The organism is Paracoccus sp. MKU1 (assembly GCF_001447385.1).
Lineage (GTDB): Bacteria > Pseudomonadota > Alphaproteobacteria > Rhodobacterales > Rhodobacteraceae > Paracoccus.
In genome coordinates this window covers 1-17852 of sequence record NZ_LLWQ01000054.1, presented here as the reverse complement: position 1 = coordinate 17852, position 17852 = coordinate 1, and the positions used below count along the sequence as shown (strand labels likewise).

Below are 17852 nucleotides of genomic sequence, written 5' to 3'. Positions count from 1 at the left end.
CCGAAGCCGCCGAGGCCGACTACGTCGCGCTGGCAGACCAGGACGACATCTGGCTGCCGGACAAGCTGTCCCAGGCGGCCCGGATGCTCGCCCCGCACCGGGATGGCCCCGCCCTGCTGGGCACCCGCAGCTGGGAATGGTATCCGGCCACCGGCCGACGCCACCTGTCGCGGCAGGTGCCGGGGCCGCATGATTTCCGCCACGCGCTGGTTCAGAACTTCGCCGGGGGCAACACCATGGTGCTCAACCGCTCAGGCATCGCGCTGGTGCAGCGGGCTGTGCCGCGGGTGCAGGAGGTGGCGGTGCATGACTGGTGGCTCTACCAGCTGGTCGCGGGCGCAGGCGGGACCATCCTGTTCGGGCAGGAGCCGCAGATCCTCTATCGCCAGCATCCGGGCAACCAGATCGGCGCCAATCGCGGCCTCGGCTCCAAGATGACGCGCTTCATGGCGATGCTGCGCGGCACCTACCGGCACTGGAACGACCTCAACACCGCGGCCCTTCTGGCCAATGAAGACCTGCTGACCGACGAGGCTCGCGCCCTGCTCGACCGTTTCGTCCGCGATCGCCATGGCCCCCTTCGCAACCGCGTAGCGCTCCTGATCGAGACGGGGCTGCACCGCAAGGGCTGGATCAATCACGCCACGTTATGGCTGGCGGCGGTGCTGAAACTTTTGTAGCCGGCAGATCAGGCTCAGGTCGTGTCGCGAATGCTGTGGAAATTCCCTGGCGGCGCGCTCCGAGCATTTGAAGGTTCGTTTTTTCAGGCTGCGAGGTCAAGGGGCATCGGTTCGATAGGCTGAGAGAGGGTCTCCCAGCCGTCGACCTTACGCATCTGGATTTGGCCGGAAGCGAGCAACGCCCAGAGCAGCATGGGCACGGTCTCGGCGCAGGGCAGCACGGTCTGGGTCTTGATGCGGCGGCGGAACTCCCCGTTCAGGCGCTCGATGGCGTTGGTGGTCCGGGTGGATTTCCATTGCGATGGGTCCAGACGGGTGAAGGTGAAGAGCCGCGCCCCAGCTTCTTCGAGACTGTCGGCCACCGCTCGGCACTTGAGCCTCCACTTTCGCAGGAACGCCTTGCGCTTCTTCTCGATCTCGGCCGCGGTGTCGGCGTAGATCATGTCGCGGTAGTCCTCTGTCAGCTCGTCGTGCATGTGCTTTGGGGCGTGCGCCAGCAGGTTGCGGTGTTTGTGCACCGTACAGCGCTGGATCGGAAGATCGTCGCGCACCGGAGCCAGCGCTTCGGCGCAATGGATGTGGAACGCTGGGGCAAATTCCCCCTCGGTAAGCCGGGCAGCGACAACACCGGTGGTGGGAGTGTCCGGCACCCGCGCGAACATCCTCGTGCCGCAGCCGGGGCAGAAGGCGCGCGGCAGGTTGCGGATGGGGAAGGTTGCGAAGTCGCCCTCTATTGCCACAGCGTCATGGAGTGCCCCCACTGAAGTGGTCCACCCACTGGGATAGAAATATCCTGTTCAGGAGGACCATCAGATGGCAGGCAAGCGAGACAAACCGGAAGACATCGTTCTGAAGCTTCGACAGATTGAAGTGCTTCATGGACAGGGAATGGCAATTTCCGACGCGGTGCGGCAGATCGGCGTGACCGAGCCGACGTATTATCGCTGGCGCAAGCAGTATGGCGGCATGAACCGGGATCAGCTGAAGCGTCTCAAGGAGCTTGAGGCGGAGAACCAGCGGTTGCGGCGCGCGGTGTCAGATCTGACCTTGGACAAGATGATCCTGAGCGAGGCTGCACGGGGAAACTTCTAAGCCCTTCGCGCCGTCGCCAGTGCATTGACCATGTGCGGCAGGCGCTCGGCATATCCGAGCGCCGCGCCTGCCGCATCCTCGGGCAGCACCGCTCGACGCAACGCAAGGTTCCTTGCGGCGCCCCGGACGAAGAACGGCTGACGGAAGACATCATCACGCTCGCTCGCACCTACGGGCGATATGGCTATCGGATGATCACCGGATTGCTGAACAACGCCGGTTGGCATGTAAATCATAAACGCGTGGAACGGATATGGCGGCGTGAAGGGCTGAAGGTCCCGCAAAAGCAGGCAAAGAAGGGTCGGCTCTGGTTGAACGACGGGTCCTGCGTCCGTCTCCGGCCGGAGCACCCGAACCACGTCTGGTCCTATGATTTCGTTCAGGACCGGACACATGACGGACGGCTGTTTCGGACGCTCAATATCATCGACGAATTCACGAAGGAGGCGCTGGTGATCCGTGTAAACCGCAGGCTCAATTCCACCGACGTAATCGACGCCCTGACGGATCTGTTCATCTTGCGTGGCCCGCCTGCGTTCATAAGGTCCGACAATGGCGCGGAATTCATTGCCAAGAAGGTGCAGGGCTGGATCGGCGCAGTTGGTGCCAAGACCGCGTTCATCGAGCCGGGTTCACCCTGGGAGAACGGGTATTGCGAGAGCTTCAACGCTCGATTCCGCGACGAACTCCTGGATGCAGAAGTCTTCTATTCGCTCAGGGAGGCCCAGATCCTCATCGAGCGATGGCGCCGCCACTACAACACTGTCAGGCCGCACAGCTCCCTGGGATACCGCCCACCCGCACCGGAAGCCGTCATCCCAATAGACCAGCGGCCGACGATGCACTAACAATCAACCCGGACCACTCGGTGGGGGCAGTCCAGATTGGCCCCTTCACCATGCGAAATAAATAGCTCGTATAAGCGAAGCCGCAACCGGCACCGTGCCCGCGCAAGCCATATCAATCTGCCTGCCTAGCCTGTCGGCTATGGTTGTCCTGCCGACCTCGGGGCGATGCCGCCACGAGGGCAGCAGGACCGGCGCTGCCCGCGCCGGGGCCGCTACGCGGCGATCATGGTTCTGCTACAGCCGCCTGGACCTCTTGTGCCTCTCTCTCGATCTTTGCAATCTGGTCGTCAATGCGCGCTAGGTTGAACGCCGGCAGGCCGGGAATGTTGCCCCGCATGTCCTGTTCCTGCGTCATTTGTGCCTCGATCTGCGAAAGCTGTTCCTCATACTGCAGAACCGCGAATTTCTCATTTGCCAGCAATGGCTCTTCGATGCATCGAACATCGAGCTGCGGAAGCAAAAGAGGGTGTTCCCAATTTTTCTGCGACAGCTTTTCCCGCGCATCCACAAGGGCCGTGCAGGCTGGCGCAATCTTGTCCAGCCTCTTTTGCAGTTCGGCCTTCAGGTCTGCTATCGCTGCCTTCGCCTCGACCAGCTCGGCCGTCAGATTCTCGCGGCGAGCCTTTCGGTCCCGTTCCTCAGCTTCCCGTTGTTCGGCAGCGCGCTGTTCCTGAAGCGCGGTCAACGCCGCTTTCTGCTTTGCGGCAAGCGCCGTGACCCGCTCCATCATTTCGGCGCTTTCAAAGTCAGACAGCTCAAGCGTCGTCGTGTTTCGCTTCGGATCATCCAGTCTGCCTTGCAGGAATTGGCGGCAGTCCGATTTCATCATGCCCGCCAGCTCGGCCGGCATGTCCTTGTAAACTTCCGCGCGTGACCCGCTCAAGATCTCGACGCACTCAACCGTGCGCCGTGTGATCTGCGGAGGTCGATCATCGCTTTCCACGCTTCCAAAGAAGCCGCCGCCCGCAAGAAGCTGCACAAGCTGTTCATCGGTCGTATCCGCCAGATTCGACTTGCAGCCAGCCAGACCGATCAAGGCCAGCCCGGCTAAGGCCATTCCCATATTCCGCATGTTTTCCTCGTTTTCTGCCTTCCGCCGTTTTTCCGCACCGGGAAGACAGGTTCAACAAAAAGCCCCTCACCTTCTTGAAATATCCTCGGGGGAGCGCGATAGCGCGGCGGGGGCAGACAGCCCCCGGAGCAACCTTACAACCGGAATTGTCAGTGCCGTTGGAGCGGTTTTCCACCCCGGCCGGCAGGGCGGGGTTTGCAGGCGGCGAGCCGGACGCGCCCTCATGTAGCGAAGGGAGGCGAGCCGCCTGTGGTAAACCGCGGGGCGAGATTGGGCCGCAAAATTTTTCCAAGGAAGGCTTGAAATTCAACGGCTTTCCTATGGGCGAACCCCGGCCTTTGGCCAGGACCGTGCCCTAGTCGGTCGCCGGCGTTGCCGTCGCCCGACCCGAGACGGAACGCCCTGCCTTCCTGCCGCCAGATTGCACCTGGCGCTGTCTCTCCGAGCCAGCATCAGGCGCGGCGGCATGGTCGGTCAGGACGCCCCGTCTCGGGTCGGGTGACGGCCCCTTTCGCTGGCGGCTACACCGTGGGCGAGGAGCTGGCGCGGATCGGCACCCTTTTACGGTAGCAGGTTCGGAGATCCCGGCCGAGGGCCGCGATCCGGTTGATCCAGGAGCCGGCCGGGGGGATCGACGCGGGCCAGGGCGGGACCGGGGCGGAAATGTCAAAGCCGGCACTAGCACTGAATTGTCCGCAGCAAGCCCTCACGTTCCTTCGCTCCATGATGGCACGTCTCGTTCGGTCGGCTGCAAGCCCAAGCCGCTTTCGCGCCTCGGGTGGACAATTCAATCGGGAATGTTCCTCTGGAAGCGCAAGCTCAGTAGCCTTTCTGCGTCAGGTAACGGTCCAGGCTTTCGATGAACTTTACACGCGTCCATCGCGACATGGGCGCTTCCAGCCCGGTCATGTCCTCGGGGTCGATCTCGGCCGCCAGCTTGTCATAAGCCTCTGCGCTGACCATCATTGTCGTATCGAAATTGTAGCTGGCATCCGATATGCGCTCATGCGGTATCTCGGTATAGCGGATGCCTCGCTCGATCTGCTCGATCAGCACCGGGCGAAGCTCCTTAAAGCCCTTGCGGATAACCGCGCCCACCGGGCAGCGGGCCTTTGTCGCCCAGACCTCGGCACGCGAAACAAGATCGGTAGGCATGCGGAAGGTGACCCGGATCTTCTTCCTCTCAGCATGTTTCCCCCCTGCCCTCTTTTTTTGCGATGCTATTGCCGCACCCGGTACCGGTGCTACAGCTTCGCGCTGCGCCTCGCTCGTCGCCTCGGCGACAGGCTTTGTCTGTTCCATTGGTGTCACAGCTGGCTCGATCTTTGCAGGCTTTTCAGTTGGTGCGGGAGTCGGGACCAGGCGTTCAGGCTTCTTCGCGCCGGTCGAGGCCGGGTTCGGATCGGCCGTGCTTGGCTTCTGGCTCGTAACCGGCGCTGCTGGCCTTGACGTGTCGTGCAGTTCCGCCGTGATTTCGAGGCGACGCGCAAAATTCGGGTCACGTTTTGCGATGATCCCGCGATCCTTCAACCTCGCCATTATTCGTTCTCCTTGATGATGCGGTCAAATTCATCGAGCAGATCGCCCATCTCCTTGATGCCGTCCTGTAGTGATTTTGCGAGCGACCTGTTTGGATGCTTGTCGCGCACGACACCGAGCAGGCCGCTATCGTTCATGCGTTCATAACAAGCCCTCACCAGCACGAAATCATCAAGCATCGGTAGGCTATCGAACATGATTCCCAACTGCTGGCCGGCGGATTCGGTTATCTTCTGTGGAACATGGCTGCCAATGACGCGGAAAGGTGGGACGTTTTCCGGGCGGGTGACGCGATCCTTGAGCCTGACATGCCACATACCTGTCTCCGTGGTGTCGCGCACGTCCTGGGACGATGGGCGACATGGGGCGACGATAAGGTGCGACTCCATGGCCATTTCGTCCTGCGCTTCGGAGCCGCCGCCGAAAGTGTCGATCAGGATCAGGTGATCCTCTTCAGGCTTCTCATAGATCGCATTGATTGCAGAAATGACCTCTTCGGCCGAGAGTGTTGCGATGACCTCTGCCATATCATGCCAGTAACCCTGTGCACTTGCATCGTTCTTCCAATGGTAGATGCCGGCGTTGTCGTCAGTGTCAAAGATTGTGACGCGCTGGCCGCGGTCAATGGCAACGGACGCTAGGCCGCGCACGAGGGTCGATTTGCCGCAACCACCCTTCTTGTTCATGACGGAGATGATCCGTCTGCCCACCTTTTTCGCCATCAGCTGTCCCTCTACATTCGATCTTAGGCACCGACAACCGGGAACCCGCATCCAATATCCCGAGACCATAGCGCAACAAGCGCAAACCTGCAATAGAAATGCCGCAACCAAAATACAACAAGCGACAAACGCTAAACGCTAACCGATTACCGGAAGCGGTAATAGCGCAACCGACATCCGTAAAACATAAAACGGTAAACGGAATACGATGCACAGCTACCGATGACCAGCAACCGGGAAACAGAGACGCACAACCGACAACCGTTAAGCGTCATACAGCATCTGCAACCCATCTAGAGACAACCAGCAACGCGCAACCTGCAAACGGGGTGCAAAATACTGCATCCATTATGCAATAAGAAGCAAGCTGCAACCGATATACAGCAACACAAAATCCAACGACTAGAGCCAGGAGGCGCACAGAGGGGCCGCAGAGCGGATCCTTCGTTCTCCGGTCTTATTCCTTCGGAAAGGCACGAGGCGCGCCCTACGGCCGCTTGAGGCGGCGCCGCGATGCGGCAAGCTGTCGCCTGGGCAGGAACCGGTCTCTTTGTGCCGCACCAGACAACTTTTCTCACGCCTGACAAGGGGCTGCCTGCGGCAGCGCATTTGTCGTTGTTTCTAGGGCGTGAGAGAGTTATCTTGGCACAAAGAGGAAGTGGCAGGAAATGCGGAATGTATACAAGATTTGCTGCCCAGGTGACGGAGTGGTTTCGATTGGCTCGAAAGACCTTGACCAAGGCCCAGAAGGAGGAAGCTCTTCGCCAGCTTAAGGCGGGGGGCGCAGTATCTACCGTCGCCGATGCAGTGGGCGCACCAGCCGCCACTATCTCGAAGGAAAGGGCCCTGCGCGTCAGGCAGTCAGAGGCCACGACGACTTATGGAAGCGTCGTCACTGTCCGGCTTTCGCCTGAAGAAGTCCGTCAGCTCGACGGGCTCAAGGCTGTCCTCGGCACGGATTCCCGGTCCGATGTTCTGCGTAGCTTACTGCGATCAGGTGTTGGCATGATCGAATTTCCGCCGGACCAGGCTGCGAAAATCGAGGAAATCAAGCACGAGCTTCACAAGATCGGCGTCAACATTAACCAGATCGCCTTCGCCGCGAACGCGAAAAAGATCAAGCTCGCGAAGCGGCACATGGGTGCGCTCGACGAGTTGCGCGCAGCCTTGCCCCAGGTCCGCACCTACCTTCAGGCTGTCGTAAGCGAGCAACGCCGGCGTGGCATCAGACTGTTCCGGGCCTTCGTGGAGGCCAACCAGTGACCGGGATCGCCAGTATCCTCGTCGGCGAACTCGATCTGTCGGGCCGGAACTGGGGCAGGTCGTATACCGAGCTCGAATTTTATCGAGCCGAGCGGGGCCGCATGGTCGCGGCGAAGCGTGAGAAGTTTCGCCTCCAAGCCAGTGCACAAAACCTCTGGCGAGTCGCGCAGGGGTCGAACTCTGCGGTGCTTAAGAAGATCCACAATGGTGGCACCCATACAGCCAAGCAGTTGTCCAACCAGCTTGATTACCTCTTCGGTAAGGCGACAACGATCTTCGGCAACATGGTCGATCATGACCCGGACGCGCGCACTCTGTCACCGGATGAGCGGAAGGCAATCGTGGAGCAATGGTCGGACGAATGGACCGGCGATCCGAAAAACGGACATACCACCCATCTTCTGATCAGCTTCCCGGCCGATGTTGGAGTGAGGCGCATCCCGCCGATCGTTGAGCAATGGGCCGCTGAACTGTTCCAGCAGGGCAGTCGGGTCGAAGGAGAAGAATGGGCCTATGTCGCGGCCCTTCATACCGACAGGGCCAACAAGCACGTCCATATCGTCATCAACAACCGTGGCCTGGAGAACGATACCTGGTTCTACATGGCAAAGGGCCATGCCTTTGATCTTGATGATATGAAGGCGCGATTGGTCGAGATTGCGGCTGATCACGGCATGTTCCTGGATAAGAGCAGCCGAGTTGATCGCGGTATCATGACTTATGGGCCATCGCGCGCCGAAATCGAGCGGGCCGGCCGTGAGGGTCGCGCGCCAGTTGAGCGGCCCAGGCAGGGCAGGGCGCTGGCCGATGCCATGGAACAGGTCGAAGAGAACGCAAGGATGCTGCGCAGCATGGCATCCTTCGCGTCGATCATCAGCGACGAGGACCTGGCGCTGAAAATTGAAGCGGCCGCCGAGACCCTTGAGAATGGCGGTATCATCCACCCCCGAAATCAGGAGATCATCATGGATGCTGAGACCATCAAGACACGTGGAGACCTAGCCTCATCCTTCGGCAAATGGCTGGACGACACAGAGAAGGACATCAGCAGGCTGCCACATGCAGAGCAGCGCGAGATGCGCAGCGAATTTTATCAGATCGCCGCCGAAATCGTGCGTGATCTCGGGGATGAGCGCGGCGCGCAGCTGATGCACCACGAGGCCCGCACCGCGCTGTATCAGACCCAGATCACGTCCGACACCGTGTTCGGGATCGGCCAGGAGAAGCAGGTCGGGGAAGATGGTGCACGCGAGATGAAATCCAGGATCGAGCATCTGGCCGAGGATGCGGGACTGGATCGGGCCAGGATCAGCGAACGCATGAGCCTTGGCGCGGCGAACGCCTGGCAGGAGCGGGAGTGGATCAAGGAAGATCTTCTTGCCGTCGCCGACGCCAAGAAGATCGACCTGTCCAGCGAAGAGGGCAGGGGACACGTAGCTGACATTGTGGACGGGTTCTACAACGCCGCCGCGAAAGTCCTATCCCAAGCAATTCAGGTCGATCTGGCGCCTGAGAACGATCGCCTGACCCGAACCCTTGGCCACATGGCGGACAGCCTGGGCAAGCACGGCAAGGTCGAGTTCCAGAACGACGATGACGCGCGGCGTTTCGGCCAGGACTTCCGCGAGCGGTATGGTCAGGACAGCATGAACCGGATCGCCGAAGGCGACACAGGTGCTTTGGCAGTCGATTTCCCTGACGAGAAGCGCCGCCGCGACGTCGCCAAGGCCGTGGTCGCTGCCGCCCGCGTTCATCAGCCGGTCGGACTGACGCTTGAGCAGGTCAAGCAAGCCAACGAGCGGTTCGCAGAGCAAGAAAGTGCGGAGCTGGATCATACCCGCAACAAGGATCTCGGACACGAGCTCTGAGAGCCATTGTATATAGTGTGATGCAAAGAGGCCCGCGCAGCGCGCGGGCCTTGTTTTCATCACGCCGGTCGTGGCGCGGGCCTACTTGCTCAGCTTGGCCTTCAGCCGATCCTGGAAATTCTTCGCCTTCTCTATCCTGGCCTGGTCGTCCGGTCGAAGGGCTTCGCGAGCCTCTTCATCGGTCAGGATAGGTTTCGAGCCTTCGACCTCTGCCATGACCGACCTGGCTGCGGTATTCTGTGTTGTAGGTTGTTGGTTGCTGTTCAACGGTTGTTGTTTCGTGTATGAAATGGGTTGGAACTGCTCGATGCGGGATTGAAGCTGCTCGATCTGCTGCCGCATGGCCTGCATCGCGTGACGCTCATCCGGGTAGGGCAGCGGCCCTTTCTGGGCGTTCATGATCTTCTGGAAGAACGGATCTTTGAAATAGACGATCCGGTCTGCGAGGATTGCATGCTGGCGCTCGGGGATCAGGATGACCTTTGTCGGGTCAAGCTTTTTTACCTCGTCCGGGGTGAGCAGGGGCCGCTCTTCATTCCGGCGCGAGACGGAACGTCGGCGCATCCCCTTGCCATCCGAGGAATAGCTGTCGCTGACCGAGAGCCTGGTCGTCTTGCCCAGGGCTTCCGACACCTCGGCGGCGGTCTTTTTCTCGTTCGGGCTGATGAACAGTTTCATGCCGGCGGCCGACTCGATGGAAAGCCTGTCGTTTTCCTCGTAGATCTTGTCCAGGCCGGGGATCGACTGCGTGATGATGGAAACACGTCCACCATGGCCGGCCAGCTGCTTCAGGGACTGGACTACGATGGGCATCTTGCCGAGCTGGTCGAACTCGTCCATGAGGATCATGACCGGCCAGGGTTCCGTCTTCGGGTTGGGCAGGGTCGCGCGAAGGGTCGCGATCAACTCGCCGAACAGCAGGCGCAGCAGAGGCGCGAGCGTGATGATGTCGTCGGAATTGACCACCAGATAGACGGATTTCGGTTCCGAACGCAGCGTGTGCCAGCTGAAATCATTGCCACTTGTCACACGGTCGATCTGGGGGTTGACCCAAAGACCGAGGCCGGCGCCTTTCAGGACGGAAACGTATGACGACAGCGTGCGGTCGGCATAACCGCTGAAATCGGTGAAAATGTCTCTGGTTTGTGGGTGGCGGGTTTCTGCGGCGCGATTCTTGTACTCGGCTGATTTGTCGGCGCCCCCGAAAAGGATCCGGGTGATCTCGCCGATCGTCGGCTTGCCGCGCTCGATGGCCAGCATCCCGCCGGCGACGAAAAGTTCGCGTGCGCCCACGATGAAGTCGGCCGCGCCGCCTTTCTCGCTGGTCGTCAGGAAATAGGTTGCGAGCTTGCTCAACTCGGTGAACTGCTGGTCGGTATTCTTCAGCCGTGCAATCCGTTCCAGGGGGTTGTAACGGTGAGACTGGTGCTCGAAGTCGAAGGGGCTGAAATAGAAGATCTCGTCACCCTGTGCCTGCCTGTAACGAGCTGTGGCTTCGAAGATTTCGCCCTTCACATCGAGGATCACGCATGATCCCGGGAAAAGCAGCGTATTCGGGATGACATACCCGACGCCTTTACCCGCCCGCGTCGGTGCCACCATCAGGCAATGTGGAAACTTGTTCCAGTCGGCGGCGACGAAGCGATTCAAGCTGAGGATGCGACCGAGAAGCCCCCAGCGGTTGTGACGGGCAAAGACCAGGCCGCTGCCGATGGCCTTCATCAGCCCGTTCTTGCGGATTTCGGTGCGAGTCTGGAAATGCGCCTTGCCGTATTCCGTCAGTTGCTGTGTGAAGGATAGGACCAGCACCAGAAGCACCGTTGCACCAATGGCGGCCCCGACGATCTGGTAGCCGGTGCGCCATGGTTTCAGCATGATCCGTTCCCAACCGGGAAATTCATTGACCAGGATGAAGGGGTCGGCAGTGGAAATATTGGCACCGAGCTGATGCTGGACCCACATGCCGCCGATCATGAGACCGACTATGGCGCCGGCGACGATGCCGATGGGCAGTGCGATAAGGGTGCGGCTCATGACTTACCTCACAATTCCAGGTCGCTTCCGGCTTCATGGCGCCGCTCGGCTTGCCGGTCCTGCTCATCCAGAGCAGGGAAATAGACTTCCATGATGCCCCGCCGGTTGCCCTGCCGCCCGGTCTGGATCACCAGGTCGATCGACCCACGCAGGTAGCGCAGGATTTCGGCGTAATTGAGCCTGATGCCCGTGTTCAGGACCAGGAAAGCTAGACGGTCCATGGCCTTGCGGGCTGTTTGCGCATGGATCGTCGTAAAGCTGCCGGCATGGCCGGTATTGATTGATTCCAGAAACGTCATCGCCTCAGCGCCACGCAACTCGCCGAGGATGATGCGGTCCGGCCGAAGTCGAAGTGTCGCCTGCAACAGCTTCTCGGCCGAGCGGGGTGAATTTTCCGAACGCGAGGCGATCAGGCTGACATGGTTCGGCTGATGCGGCAGCAGCTCGGCCGAGTCCTCAATCAGAACCAGCCGCTCGGAATCGTCAATCATCCATTGCAGCATGCGCGCCAGCTCGGTCTTGCCTGTCGATGTGCCGCCGGAAATGATGATGTTCAGCTTCTCGTGCACGCACCGCTCAAGGAACTCGTCCGCTGGCGCCCCGACCTCGATGGCCTCTACGAGCTCGCGCATGCCCCTGATCTTCTCCAGACGCTCTGCCTCCAGCGATGATCCCTGCTGGCGCAGGAAGGTAAATTGCTTCGGTTGTTCTTTCGCCTTGCGGCGACGGAACAGCCGGATAGATACACAGGTGCCATGGGATGACGCTGGCGGAATCATCGCTTGGACGCGCAGTGTGACCCCCTTGTAGGTCACGGTGGTCGAAATCATTGGTTCGCTGTCTGTCAGCTTCAGCTTTGCGACGTTGGCAATCTGCTTAGCCAGGTCCGTGACCTCTTCAACGGAGATCGTATGCCCTTCCAGTGGTATCATCGACGCTGCACCGGCCTTTTCGACCCAGATCACGGCGTCACTGTTGATCGCCAGCTCGATGGTCGCAGGATCGGTCAACGGCCCATCGAGCTTTGCGAGGTAATGATCGAGATAGCCGCTCATCAGAACAGCTCCAGATCATTGTTGACCCGAACCTGCACGACCGCGCCCTGATCGACCGAGATCGTCGGCGGCACGTCCAGGTAGCCCTGCATCACATTGCCAAGCGCGGTCGATGCGCCCTGGCCGACATTTGCCGCCGTGGTCGAAGCCACGTCATTGTTGCTGTTCCCGTTTTCGTTGTCGTCCTCCATGGCAGCGGTGATGATCGCTGGCAGCGCGCCAATGACTGAAACGGCGGCGGCTGCCCCGAACCGGGCCAGCGTGTGATTGTTCACATGGCCGGGCATTCCCGAGCGGCCGATCCGGTCCGTGCCATAGCCTTCCAGCTGGACCGATTGCCCGTCCGAAGTCACAAGACGGTCCCAGGCAATCAGCACCCGGCGCTGGCCGCGATCCACATCCGAACTGTAGCGGCCATAGAGCTTTGACCCACGAGGGATCAGCACCTGGCTCATGTCCATCGACCAAACGTCATAGCTGACATTGGCCGCCACGTTCCCCGAAAGCGCCGAGCTGATCGCGGTTTCCAGCGTCGCCTCGATCATCGTGCCCTGGATGATGGTGTTGCTCGGATTGGCGATCACCTGGCTGCGGGTCACGGTGGATTTCTGGGCGCCGGCGCGCAGGAACGCTTCGTCGCCCTCATATTTCCGCTCTTCGCCCTCGCCGCCACCCGCACGGGTTCCGCTGGCGCGAAAGGCCACCATTGGCGACTGGATCTGCGCCTGGCGCCGGGCCTCTTCTTCCGCCCGCCGGGCCTGAAGCTCGGCCAGACGCTGCTGTTCGAACATCGCCTCGTCCTGCTGCTGCGCGAACATCTCGGCCTGGTTGTCGAGCTGCGATTGAAGGCGCATCCGCTCGCGCTCGGCCTCCGCCACCTGGGCGTCCTTCTCCTCGCTCTCCTTCCGCACGGCCTCAAGAGCAGCTTGCAGCTTTTCCATCTCACCGGCCCTGGCACTGGCCTGGTTTCGGAGCTCGGCAATCTCGGCCATCATCCCGTTCAGTTGTTCGTCGCTGATCGCGCTTTGCTGAACCTCGGGCTGTGCCTGTGGCTGCGGTGCCGGCCGGCTCTCCGGCCTCGGCCGCGAGATGGTGAAGCCGTCCAGACCAGAATTGTCCTGGAACTCGTTCACCTCGGATGTGGGCAAATTCAGTGAGGGCTGCTGCGGGGTGGCATCAGGCGCGGCCAGGAAGGCGTAGCTGGTAAGCGCGGCGCCGGCAATGAAGGTGCCCGCGCCGATGGCATAGGGCCGCCACCGGCTTGGCTTGCTGACCTTGCCCTGGATGCGTTTCAGCCGTTCCTGGATGCTGTTGTCGTCGTTTTCGTTCGCCATGGCGCGATACCCCTTTACCTGACCACCGAAGCCGGCTCGCCGGTGACGCAGACGTAGCTGTCGCCATAGCGCAGCACCCAACGCTCGGATCTGCCAGCCACGGTGATGATGGTGCCGTTCGTCGTGGTGTTGACCGTGTATTCCTGGCCCTTCGCATCTGCCCTGAAGACCGAGGGCATCGGTGCGCCGGCCGGGATCTTGAAGAAGGTCTTGGTGCCGTCATCACTCACCCCGACCGGCGCAAACTCCGCGCCCGTCGATCTGGTCGAAACCGAATAACGCATGCGCGGCAGGGTCGCGGAGGCCTCGGCGGCCGCGCTGGAAGCCCTGCGCGTCGAACGTCCCGAGCCCGGGACGGAGAACTTGACCGACCAGGACGGCGTGCCACGTGCTGTTTCGGTGACCTGCATGAAATAGAAGCGACGGTCCGTTTCGACCGTCATGTTGGTCGAGGCACCTTCGACCACCGGCTTCACGGTGAAGACATTGGCGCCTTCCAGCTTGTCGATCTGAAAGCTCTCGCTGTCGCCGATCGCGATCGACTGGATGTTCTCGCCGTCACCCAACTCGATCAGCGTCACGTTCCTGACCCGGGTCTGGACGTGATAGACCTGACCGCTCACATAATTGGCATAGGTCACGCGGCTGTCACGCGAGCCGGCCTGTGGCCGGGCTTCGGCCAGCGCCAGACCCGGCATCGCCAGGATCAAGGCCAGGGCGGCGGTGGTGGTGATAGGTTTGATCATTTCAGGCCCTCCTGTTGCGCTTCCAACGAGTCCGGGGTGGAACGGTAATCCGTGACGGTGAAGCCGAACGGGTTCTGCCAGACCAGCTCCAGTGCGGATTGCTGGCTCGGCACGAACTGATAGGTGACGGTGGCGGTGAAATTGCCGATCCGGTCATCTTCGCCCGGGCGGGTCAGCGTCTTGACGAAGCGGACCGTTGCGGTGTTCGGGTTGATCTGGTTGATCGACAGCACCTCGATGCTGACCTTGCCGGACTGGCCGTAAAGCGTCAGGGGGTAGTTTTCGTGACCTTCAGTCCACTGTTCGCGCAAAGACTGTTGCGCCTGGCCGACCGACTGACGATAGACCCGCAGAATGCGGTCCTCGTTATCGTTCACGTCATAGGTCTCGCGGCCCATGACGTAGTTGTAGAGCAGGCTCTGTTTCACCGCGTCTGCATGCTCGATGCTGGCCCGCTCGATCTGCACCGCCCGCTCGGCCTGGCCTGTGTTGCGATCCACGATGGTCAGGAAGGCCTGCGTTTCCTTCAGCGGCAGGGTCATCAACGCCACCGTGATCCCTCCCAGGCCGACCAGGCTGCCGACGATGCCCACCATCCACGCCATGCGCTCACGGCGGCGGACGCCGAAAATCATCTCGTTTTCGAGAATCGTCCTCTGTTCAGACTCTTGGTCTGTCATGAATTTATCTCCTGATTTCAGGCAATTAAGCCGTCTGAATTAATTTCCGCCGCGCAGCCTGCGCATGTCGTCGCGTTTCTGGCGCAGCATGGCGCCACGCTCGCGAAGCTCGCGCTCGCGATCCTTCTTCACCTGTTCCGGGCTGTCCGCCGTGCCGTTCTTGAAGCCTTGGGCGATCAGCTGTCTGTCCTGACGGTATTGCTGCAGCTGCTTCACGCCCGGCAGCTGCATTGCCGCCGCAGCAGCACCGCGCTGCCCGAGACGCAGGGCTTCCGGTGCGATGGTGGACAGCCGAAAATGCCCGGTCATCTGGCCCGCCGCATCCGGGATCGCCTTCAGCGCGAAGATGCCGACGAAGACCACAACGCAAAATCCGAGGAGCTGGTTGATCGTTTCAACATCTTGCTGCGGCACAAATTGCTTCTGTGCCACGACTATGATGACCGAGATCACGGCCGAGGCAGCGATCGGATACATCAGGTAGCCGACCAGGCTTTCGAGCCATGCTTCGAACATGCCTTTCGACCGCTCGAAGATCGTGGCGGTGATAGCCAATGGCGCAACGCCAAGCAGAACCGCGATCATGATCTTGGCGAAAGCCACTATCAGAACATAGCCGGCCATCAGCAGCGCCAGGATGGCATAGAAAAACGCCCCCAACACCCCGCGCATGATCGAGCCCTGCGACCGGGCCACGCCATCGGCGGCGTCCGACATATCGACGGCCATTTTGTCCATCGCGCCATAAATGCTGTCTGTGCTGGTCGAGCTGGCAACATTGAAAAACTCCATGGCCAGCGTTTCGCCGGTATGGGCAAAAGCCTGATAGACGACGCTGAAATTCGACCAGCTGAAGGCGAATATGTAGATCATCACGATCCGGGTCGCGATTTGTATCGCATCGCGGCCGCTCATCTGGTAATAGCCGACCGCCATATTGATGCCGATCAGGATCAGCAGGATGGTGCAGGCGATCGTCATCACCGGCAGCATTCCCGAGGCGGTGGCCTCGAAGAAATCCTCGCCCGCCGACATAATGCTTTGGTCGATCGTGCCCATGATGTCGCTGACGATGCCCATCAGAACTCGCCTCCGCACATGGCTTCGACCTGATCCCGGATCTTGCGTCCCTCGGTCTTATAGTGCTCGCCCCATTTGAAGCGGTTCCAACCCTCTCCTTCTTTTGCAGTCAGCTCGGCTTTGATCAGATCAACCAGATGGAAGGGCGCGACTTTTCCGGCGCAAGTGCAGTCGCGCTTGTCGAGAGCGTGCTTATATATCACGAACGAGTAGATCCAACGGGTTGCAAAACCCTCATCGCTCACCCGGTCGTTGTAGACAGCTGATTTTATTTCCGGCACCTTTTCGCAGGTGCGGTAAGGCTCATTCCTGCCGCCCTCAATCGGCAAGACGGCGCTGGTGTCGGAGCGGTCGAGCCGAAGATCGAGATAGTCCTCCTCGGCCTTCCGCTGCTCCTCGGTCAGTCCGAGATCCGGGCTCTCCTCATTGAAGACCTTGTCCAGATCGGCGAAGGGGTTGTCATCCGCCTCCGTCACCAGATCCTCGGGGGCCTGCCCGCCCCGCGGGAAGAGCTGCGCCGCCGCGACCGCAACGGCAATCACCACGACGGCCGCGCCGCCCAGAAGAACCCGCTTGTTCATCTTACTCCTCCAGCTTCACCGTCAGGTATTTCTCTTCCTCGGCCGCGGTCGCAGCGTCCATGATCCCGGCCTCGCCCATCCCGACCGTCTGAACCGCTTCCATTGCCCAGATGTTGGCCAGAGCGATGCCCAGCTCGCCGGTGACGCGCGTGTTCAGGTCAATGGCTTCCTTCAGATTCTGTGTTTCGCCGATCTGTTGCATGAACCCGTCCATGCGCGTCAGGCTTTCGCGGGCGGCCTGCGACGAACTTTCCGCCGCCACCGACATGAAGGCGTTTACATTCGCCTGGTTGCCGATCCGCGCGGCCGAGGCATTTTCGCTGTTCGCCAGCTCGTCCACTTCGGTCTTCTTGATACCGGCGGTTTCGAAGGTCTTGCTGACGAAGCTGTCCACAGAGCCGCCGCCGATGGAGCTCGTGCCGGACAGCACCCGCGACCAGTTGCCCGACTTGGCCGCGTCGAGCGATGCGGTCAGGTTCGAGAAATCGGGAAGAATGTCGCGCAGGAAGCTTTCGGGATCGAGGCCAAGATCGGCAAGCGACAGCCCGTTCTTCAGTGCGTCCAGCTGGGCCTGCATGGTCTTGATCTGCTCGATCAACTTCAAGGTCTGGTCATCGAGCTTCAGATTCTGTGCGACTTGCTCCTGGAGCTGGAGTTTCGACTCGGTGATCATTTCTTGCAGCTTGGCGATCGAGGTCACGTCGATCGTCGGCACGCCCTGTGCATGGGCGCCTGTCGCCAGGGCCAGCGCGGAGGCGGCCAGAAGGAATTTGATTTTCTGCGGGAAATTCATTCGTCCATCCTCACTTGCAGATATTTTTCGTCCTCGATGTAAGCCTGGATCAGCAGCGCGTTGCGGGCCGCTTCGACCTTGCGCCGTGTAGCGGCCAGCCGGACCAGGATATTCGCCATGCGCGTGACCTCGCCCCGCGCATAGGTGTTAAGATCCATCGCCTCCTTGACCGATCCGGTGCTTTCGATCCGGACGAGGATCGAGCGCAGTCGCGTGGCGGCCGCGCTCATGGTGTCCATGCTGTGCGCTGCATAATGCCAGCCGGCGTCCGCAACATTAGATGCCTCTGCAATGGCCATGTCGCGCGGATCGAGTGTGCCGACTGCATCGGCCGCGCCATTCATGCGTGCCGCATAGCGGTCGTAATAGCCGCTGATCTTGACCACATAGTTCTGTGTCTCTTTATATGGCGGAATGCCGCCATATTTCTGCACCGCGCCTGGTCCGGCATTATAGGCCGCCAGC

General features: G+C 60.7%; 15 protein-coding genes and 2 pseudogenes. 4 read left to right on the top strand and 13 right to left on the bottom strand.

Annotated features, from left to right (window positions below; all coding sequences use genetic code 11):
- A partial coding sequence (locus AQY21_RS28930; RefSeq protein WP_058096394.1) for a hypothetical protein occupies nucleotides 1-680 on the top strand: 680 nt, incomplete at its 5' end.
- Nucleotides 681-763: 83 nt separating this feature from the next.
- Here AQY21_RS28930 and AQY21_RS27500 read toward each other — a convergent pair.
- Nucleotides 764-1225: pseudogene (locus AQY21_RS27500) on the bottom strand (transposase); the annotation flags it as partial.
- Between the two features lie 268 nt (nucleotides 1226-1493).
- On the opposite strand from AQY21_RS27500, the gene AQY21_RS03255 reads away from it, so the two are divergent.
- Nucleotides 1494-2620 (top strand): IS3 family transposase gene (locus AQY21_RS03255; RefSeq protein ID WP_152988090.1). Its coding sequence is split into 2 segments (ribosomal slippage): nucleotides 1494-1758 and nucleotides 1758-2620, totalling 1128 coding nucleotides; the frame shifts between segments, so codons are not numbered across the junction.
- Between the two features lie 223 nt (nucleotides 2621-2843).
- On the opposite strand, the gene AQY21_RS03250 is transcribed toward AQY21_RS03255, so the two are convergent.
- The 3 genes from AQY21_RS03250 to AQY21_RS03240 all read right to left on the bottom strand — a co-directional run bounded on the left by AQY21_RS03250 (nucleotide 2844) and on the right by AQY21_RS03240 (nucleotide 5953).
- The gene (locus AQY21_RS03250) at nucleotides 2844-3692 is read right to left on the bottom strand and encodes a hypothetical protein (protein WP_152988089.1); all 849 of its coding nucleotides are present in this window, start codon (nucleotides 3690-3692) and stop codon (nucleotides 2844-2846) included.
- An 819-nt stretch (nucleotides 3693-4511) separates the two neighbouring features.
- On the bottom strand, nucleotides 4512-5231 hold the full coding sequence (locus AQY21_RS28425; protein WP_152988088.1) for a hypothetical protein: 720 nt from the start codon (nucleotides 5229-5231) through the stop codon (nucleotides 4512-4514).
- The gene (locus AQY21_RS03240; protein ID WP_058096389.1) at nucleotides 5231-5953 is read right to left on the bottom strand and encodes an AAA family ATPase; all 723 of its coding nucleotides are present in this window, start codon (nucleotides 5951-5953) and stop codon (nucleotides 5231-5233) included. Before AQY21_RS03240 ends, AQY21_RS28425 begins: the two co-directional genes overlap by 1 nt.
- Nucleotides 5954-6628: 675 nt before the next feature.
- Here AQY21_RS03240 and mobC point away from each other — a divergent pair.
- A complete protein-coding gene (gene mobC, locus AQY21_RS03235; protein WP_058096388.1) occupies nucleotides 6629-7216 on the top strand; it encodes a plasmid mobilization relaxosome protein MobC in 588 nt (195 codons plus the stop codon).
- Complete coding sequence (locus AQY21_RS03230) at nucleotides 7213-9084, top strand: relaxase/mobilization nuclease domain-containing protein (protein WP_082657957.1); 1872 nt, start codon at nucleotides 7213-7215, stop codon at nucleotides 9082-9084. Before mobC ends, AQY21_RS03230 begins: the two co-directional genes overlap by 4 nt.
- Before the next feature lie 81 nt (nucleotides 9085-9165).
- Here AQY21_RS03230 and AQY21_RS03225 read toward each other — a convergent pair whose 3' ends face one another.
- The 9 genes and pseudogenes from AQY21_RS03225 to AQY21_RS30135 form a co-directional block, all read right to left on the bottom strand.
- Nucleotides 9166-11118: a type IV secretory system conjugative DNA transfer family protein gene (locus AQY21_RS03225; RefSeq protein WP_058096386.1), complete on the bottom strand. Its 1953-nt coding sequence runs from the start codon at nucleotides 11116-11118 to the stop codon at nucleotides 9166-9168.
- An 8-nt stretch (nucleotides 11119-11126) separates the two neighbouring features.
- Complete coding sequence (locus tag AQY21_RS03220) at nucleotides 11127-12173, bottom strand: ATPase, T2SS/T4P/T4SS family (protein WP_058096385.1); 1047 nt, start codon at nucleotides 12171-12173, stop codon at nucleotides 11127-11129.
- A complete protein-coding gene (locus tag AQY21_RS03215) occupies nucleotides 12173-13507 on the bottom strand; it encodes a TrbI/VirB10 family protein (RefSeq protein WP_058096384.1) in 1335 nt (444 codons plus the stop codon). Before AQY21_RS03215 ends, AQY21_RS03220 begins: the two co-directional genes overlap by 1 nt.
- A 14-nt stretch (nucleotides 13508-13521) precedes the next feature.
- A complete protein-coding gene (locus tag AQY21_RS03210; protein WP_058096383.1) occupies nucleotides 13522-14253 on the bottom strand; it encodes a TrbG/VirB9 family P-type conjugative transfer protein in 732 nt (243 codons plus the stop codon).
- Nucleotides 14250-14933: a virB8 family protein gene (locus AQY21_RS03205; protein ID WP_065169890.1), complete on the bottom strand. Its 684-nt coding sequence runs from the start codon at nucleotides 14931-14933 to the stop codon at nucleotides 14250-14252. The genes AQY21_RS03210 and AQY21_RS03205 overlap by 4 nt, the downstream gene beginning before the upstream one ends.
- 39 nt (nucleotides 14934-14972) lie before the next feature.
- On the bottom strand, nucleotides 14973-16013 hold the full coding sequence (locus AQY21_RS03200; protein WP_058096381.1) for a type IV secretion system protein: 1041 nt from the start codon (nucleotides 16011-16013) through the stop codon (nucleotides 14973-14975).
- On the bottom strand, nucleotides 16013-16594 hold the full coding sequence (locus AQY21_RS03195; RefSeq protein WP_058096380.1) for a hypothetical protein: 582 nt from the start codon (nucleotides 16592-16594) through the stop codon (nucleotides 16013-16015). Before AQY21_RS03195 ends, AQY21_RS03200 begins: the two co-directional genes overlap by 1 nt.
- Nucleotide 16595: 1 nt before the next feature.
- Complete coding sequence (locus AQY21_RS03190) at nucleotides 16596-17387, bottom strand: type IV secretion system protein (protein WP_058096379.1); 792 nt, start codon at nucleotides 17385-17387, stop codon at nucleotides 16596-16598.
- A 373-nt stretch (nucleotides 17388-17760) separates the two neighbouring features.
- Nucleotides 17761-17852 (bottom strand): annotated as a pseudogene (locus AQY21_RS30135) (lytic transglycosylase domain-containing protein); the annotation flags it as partial.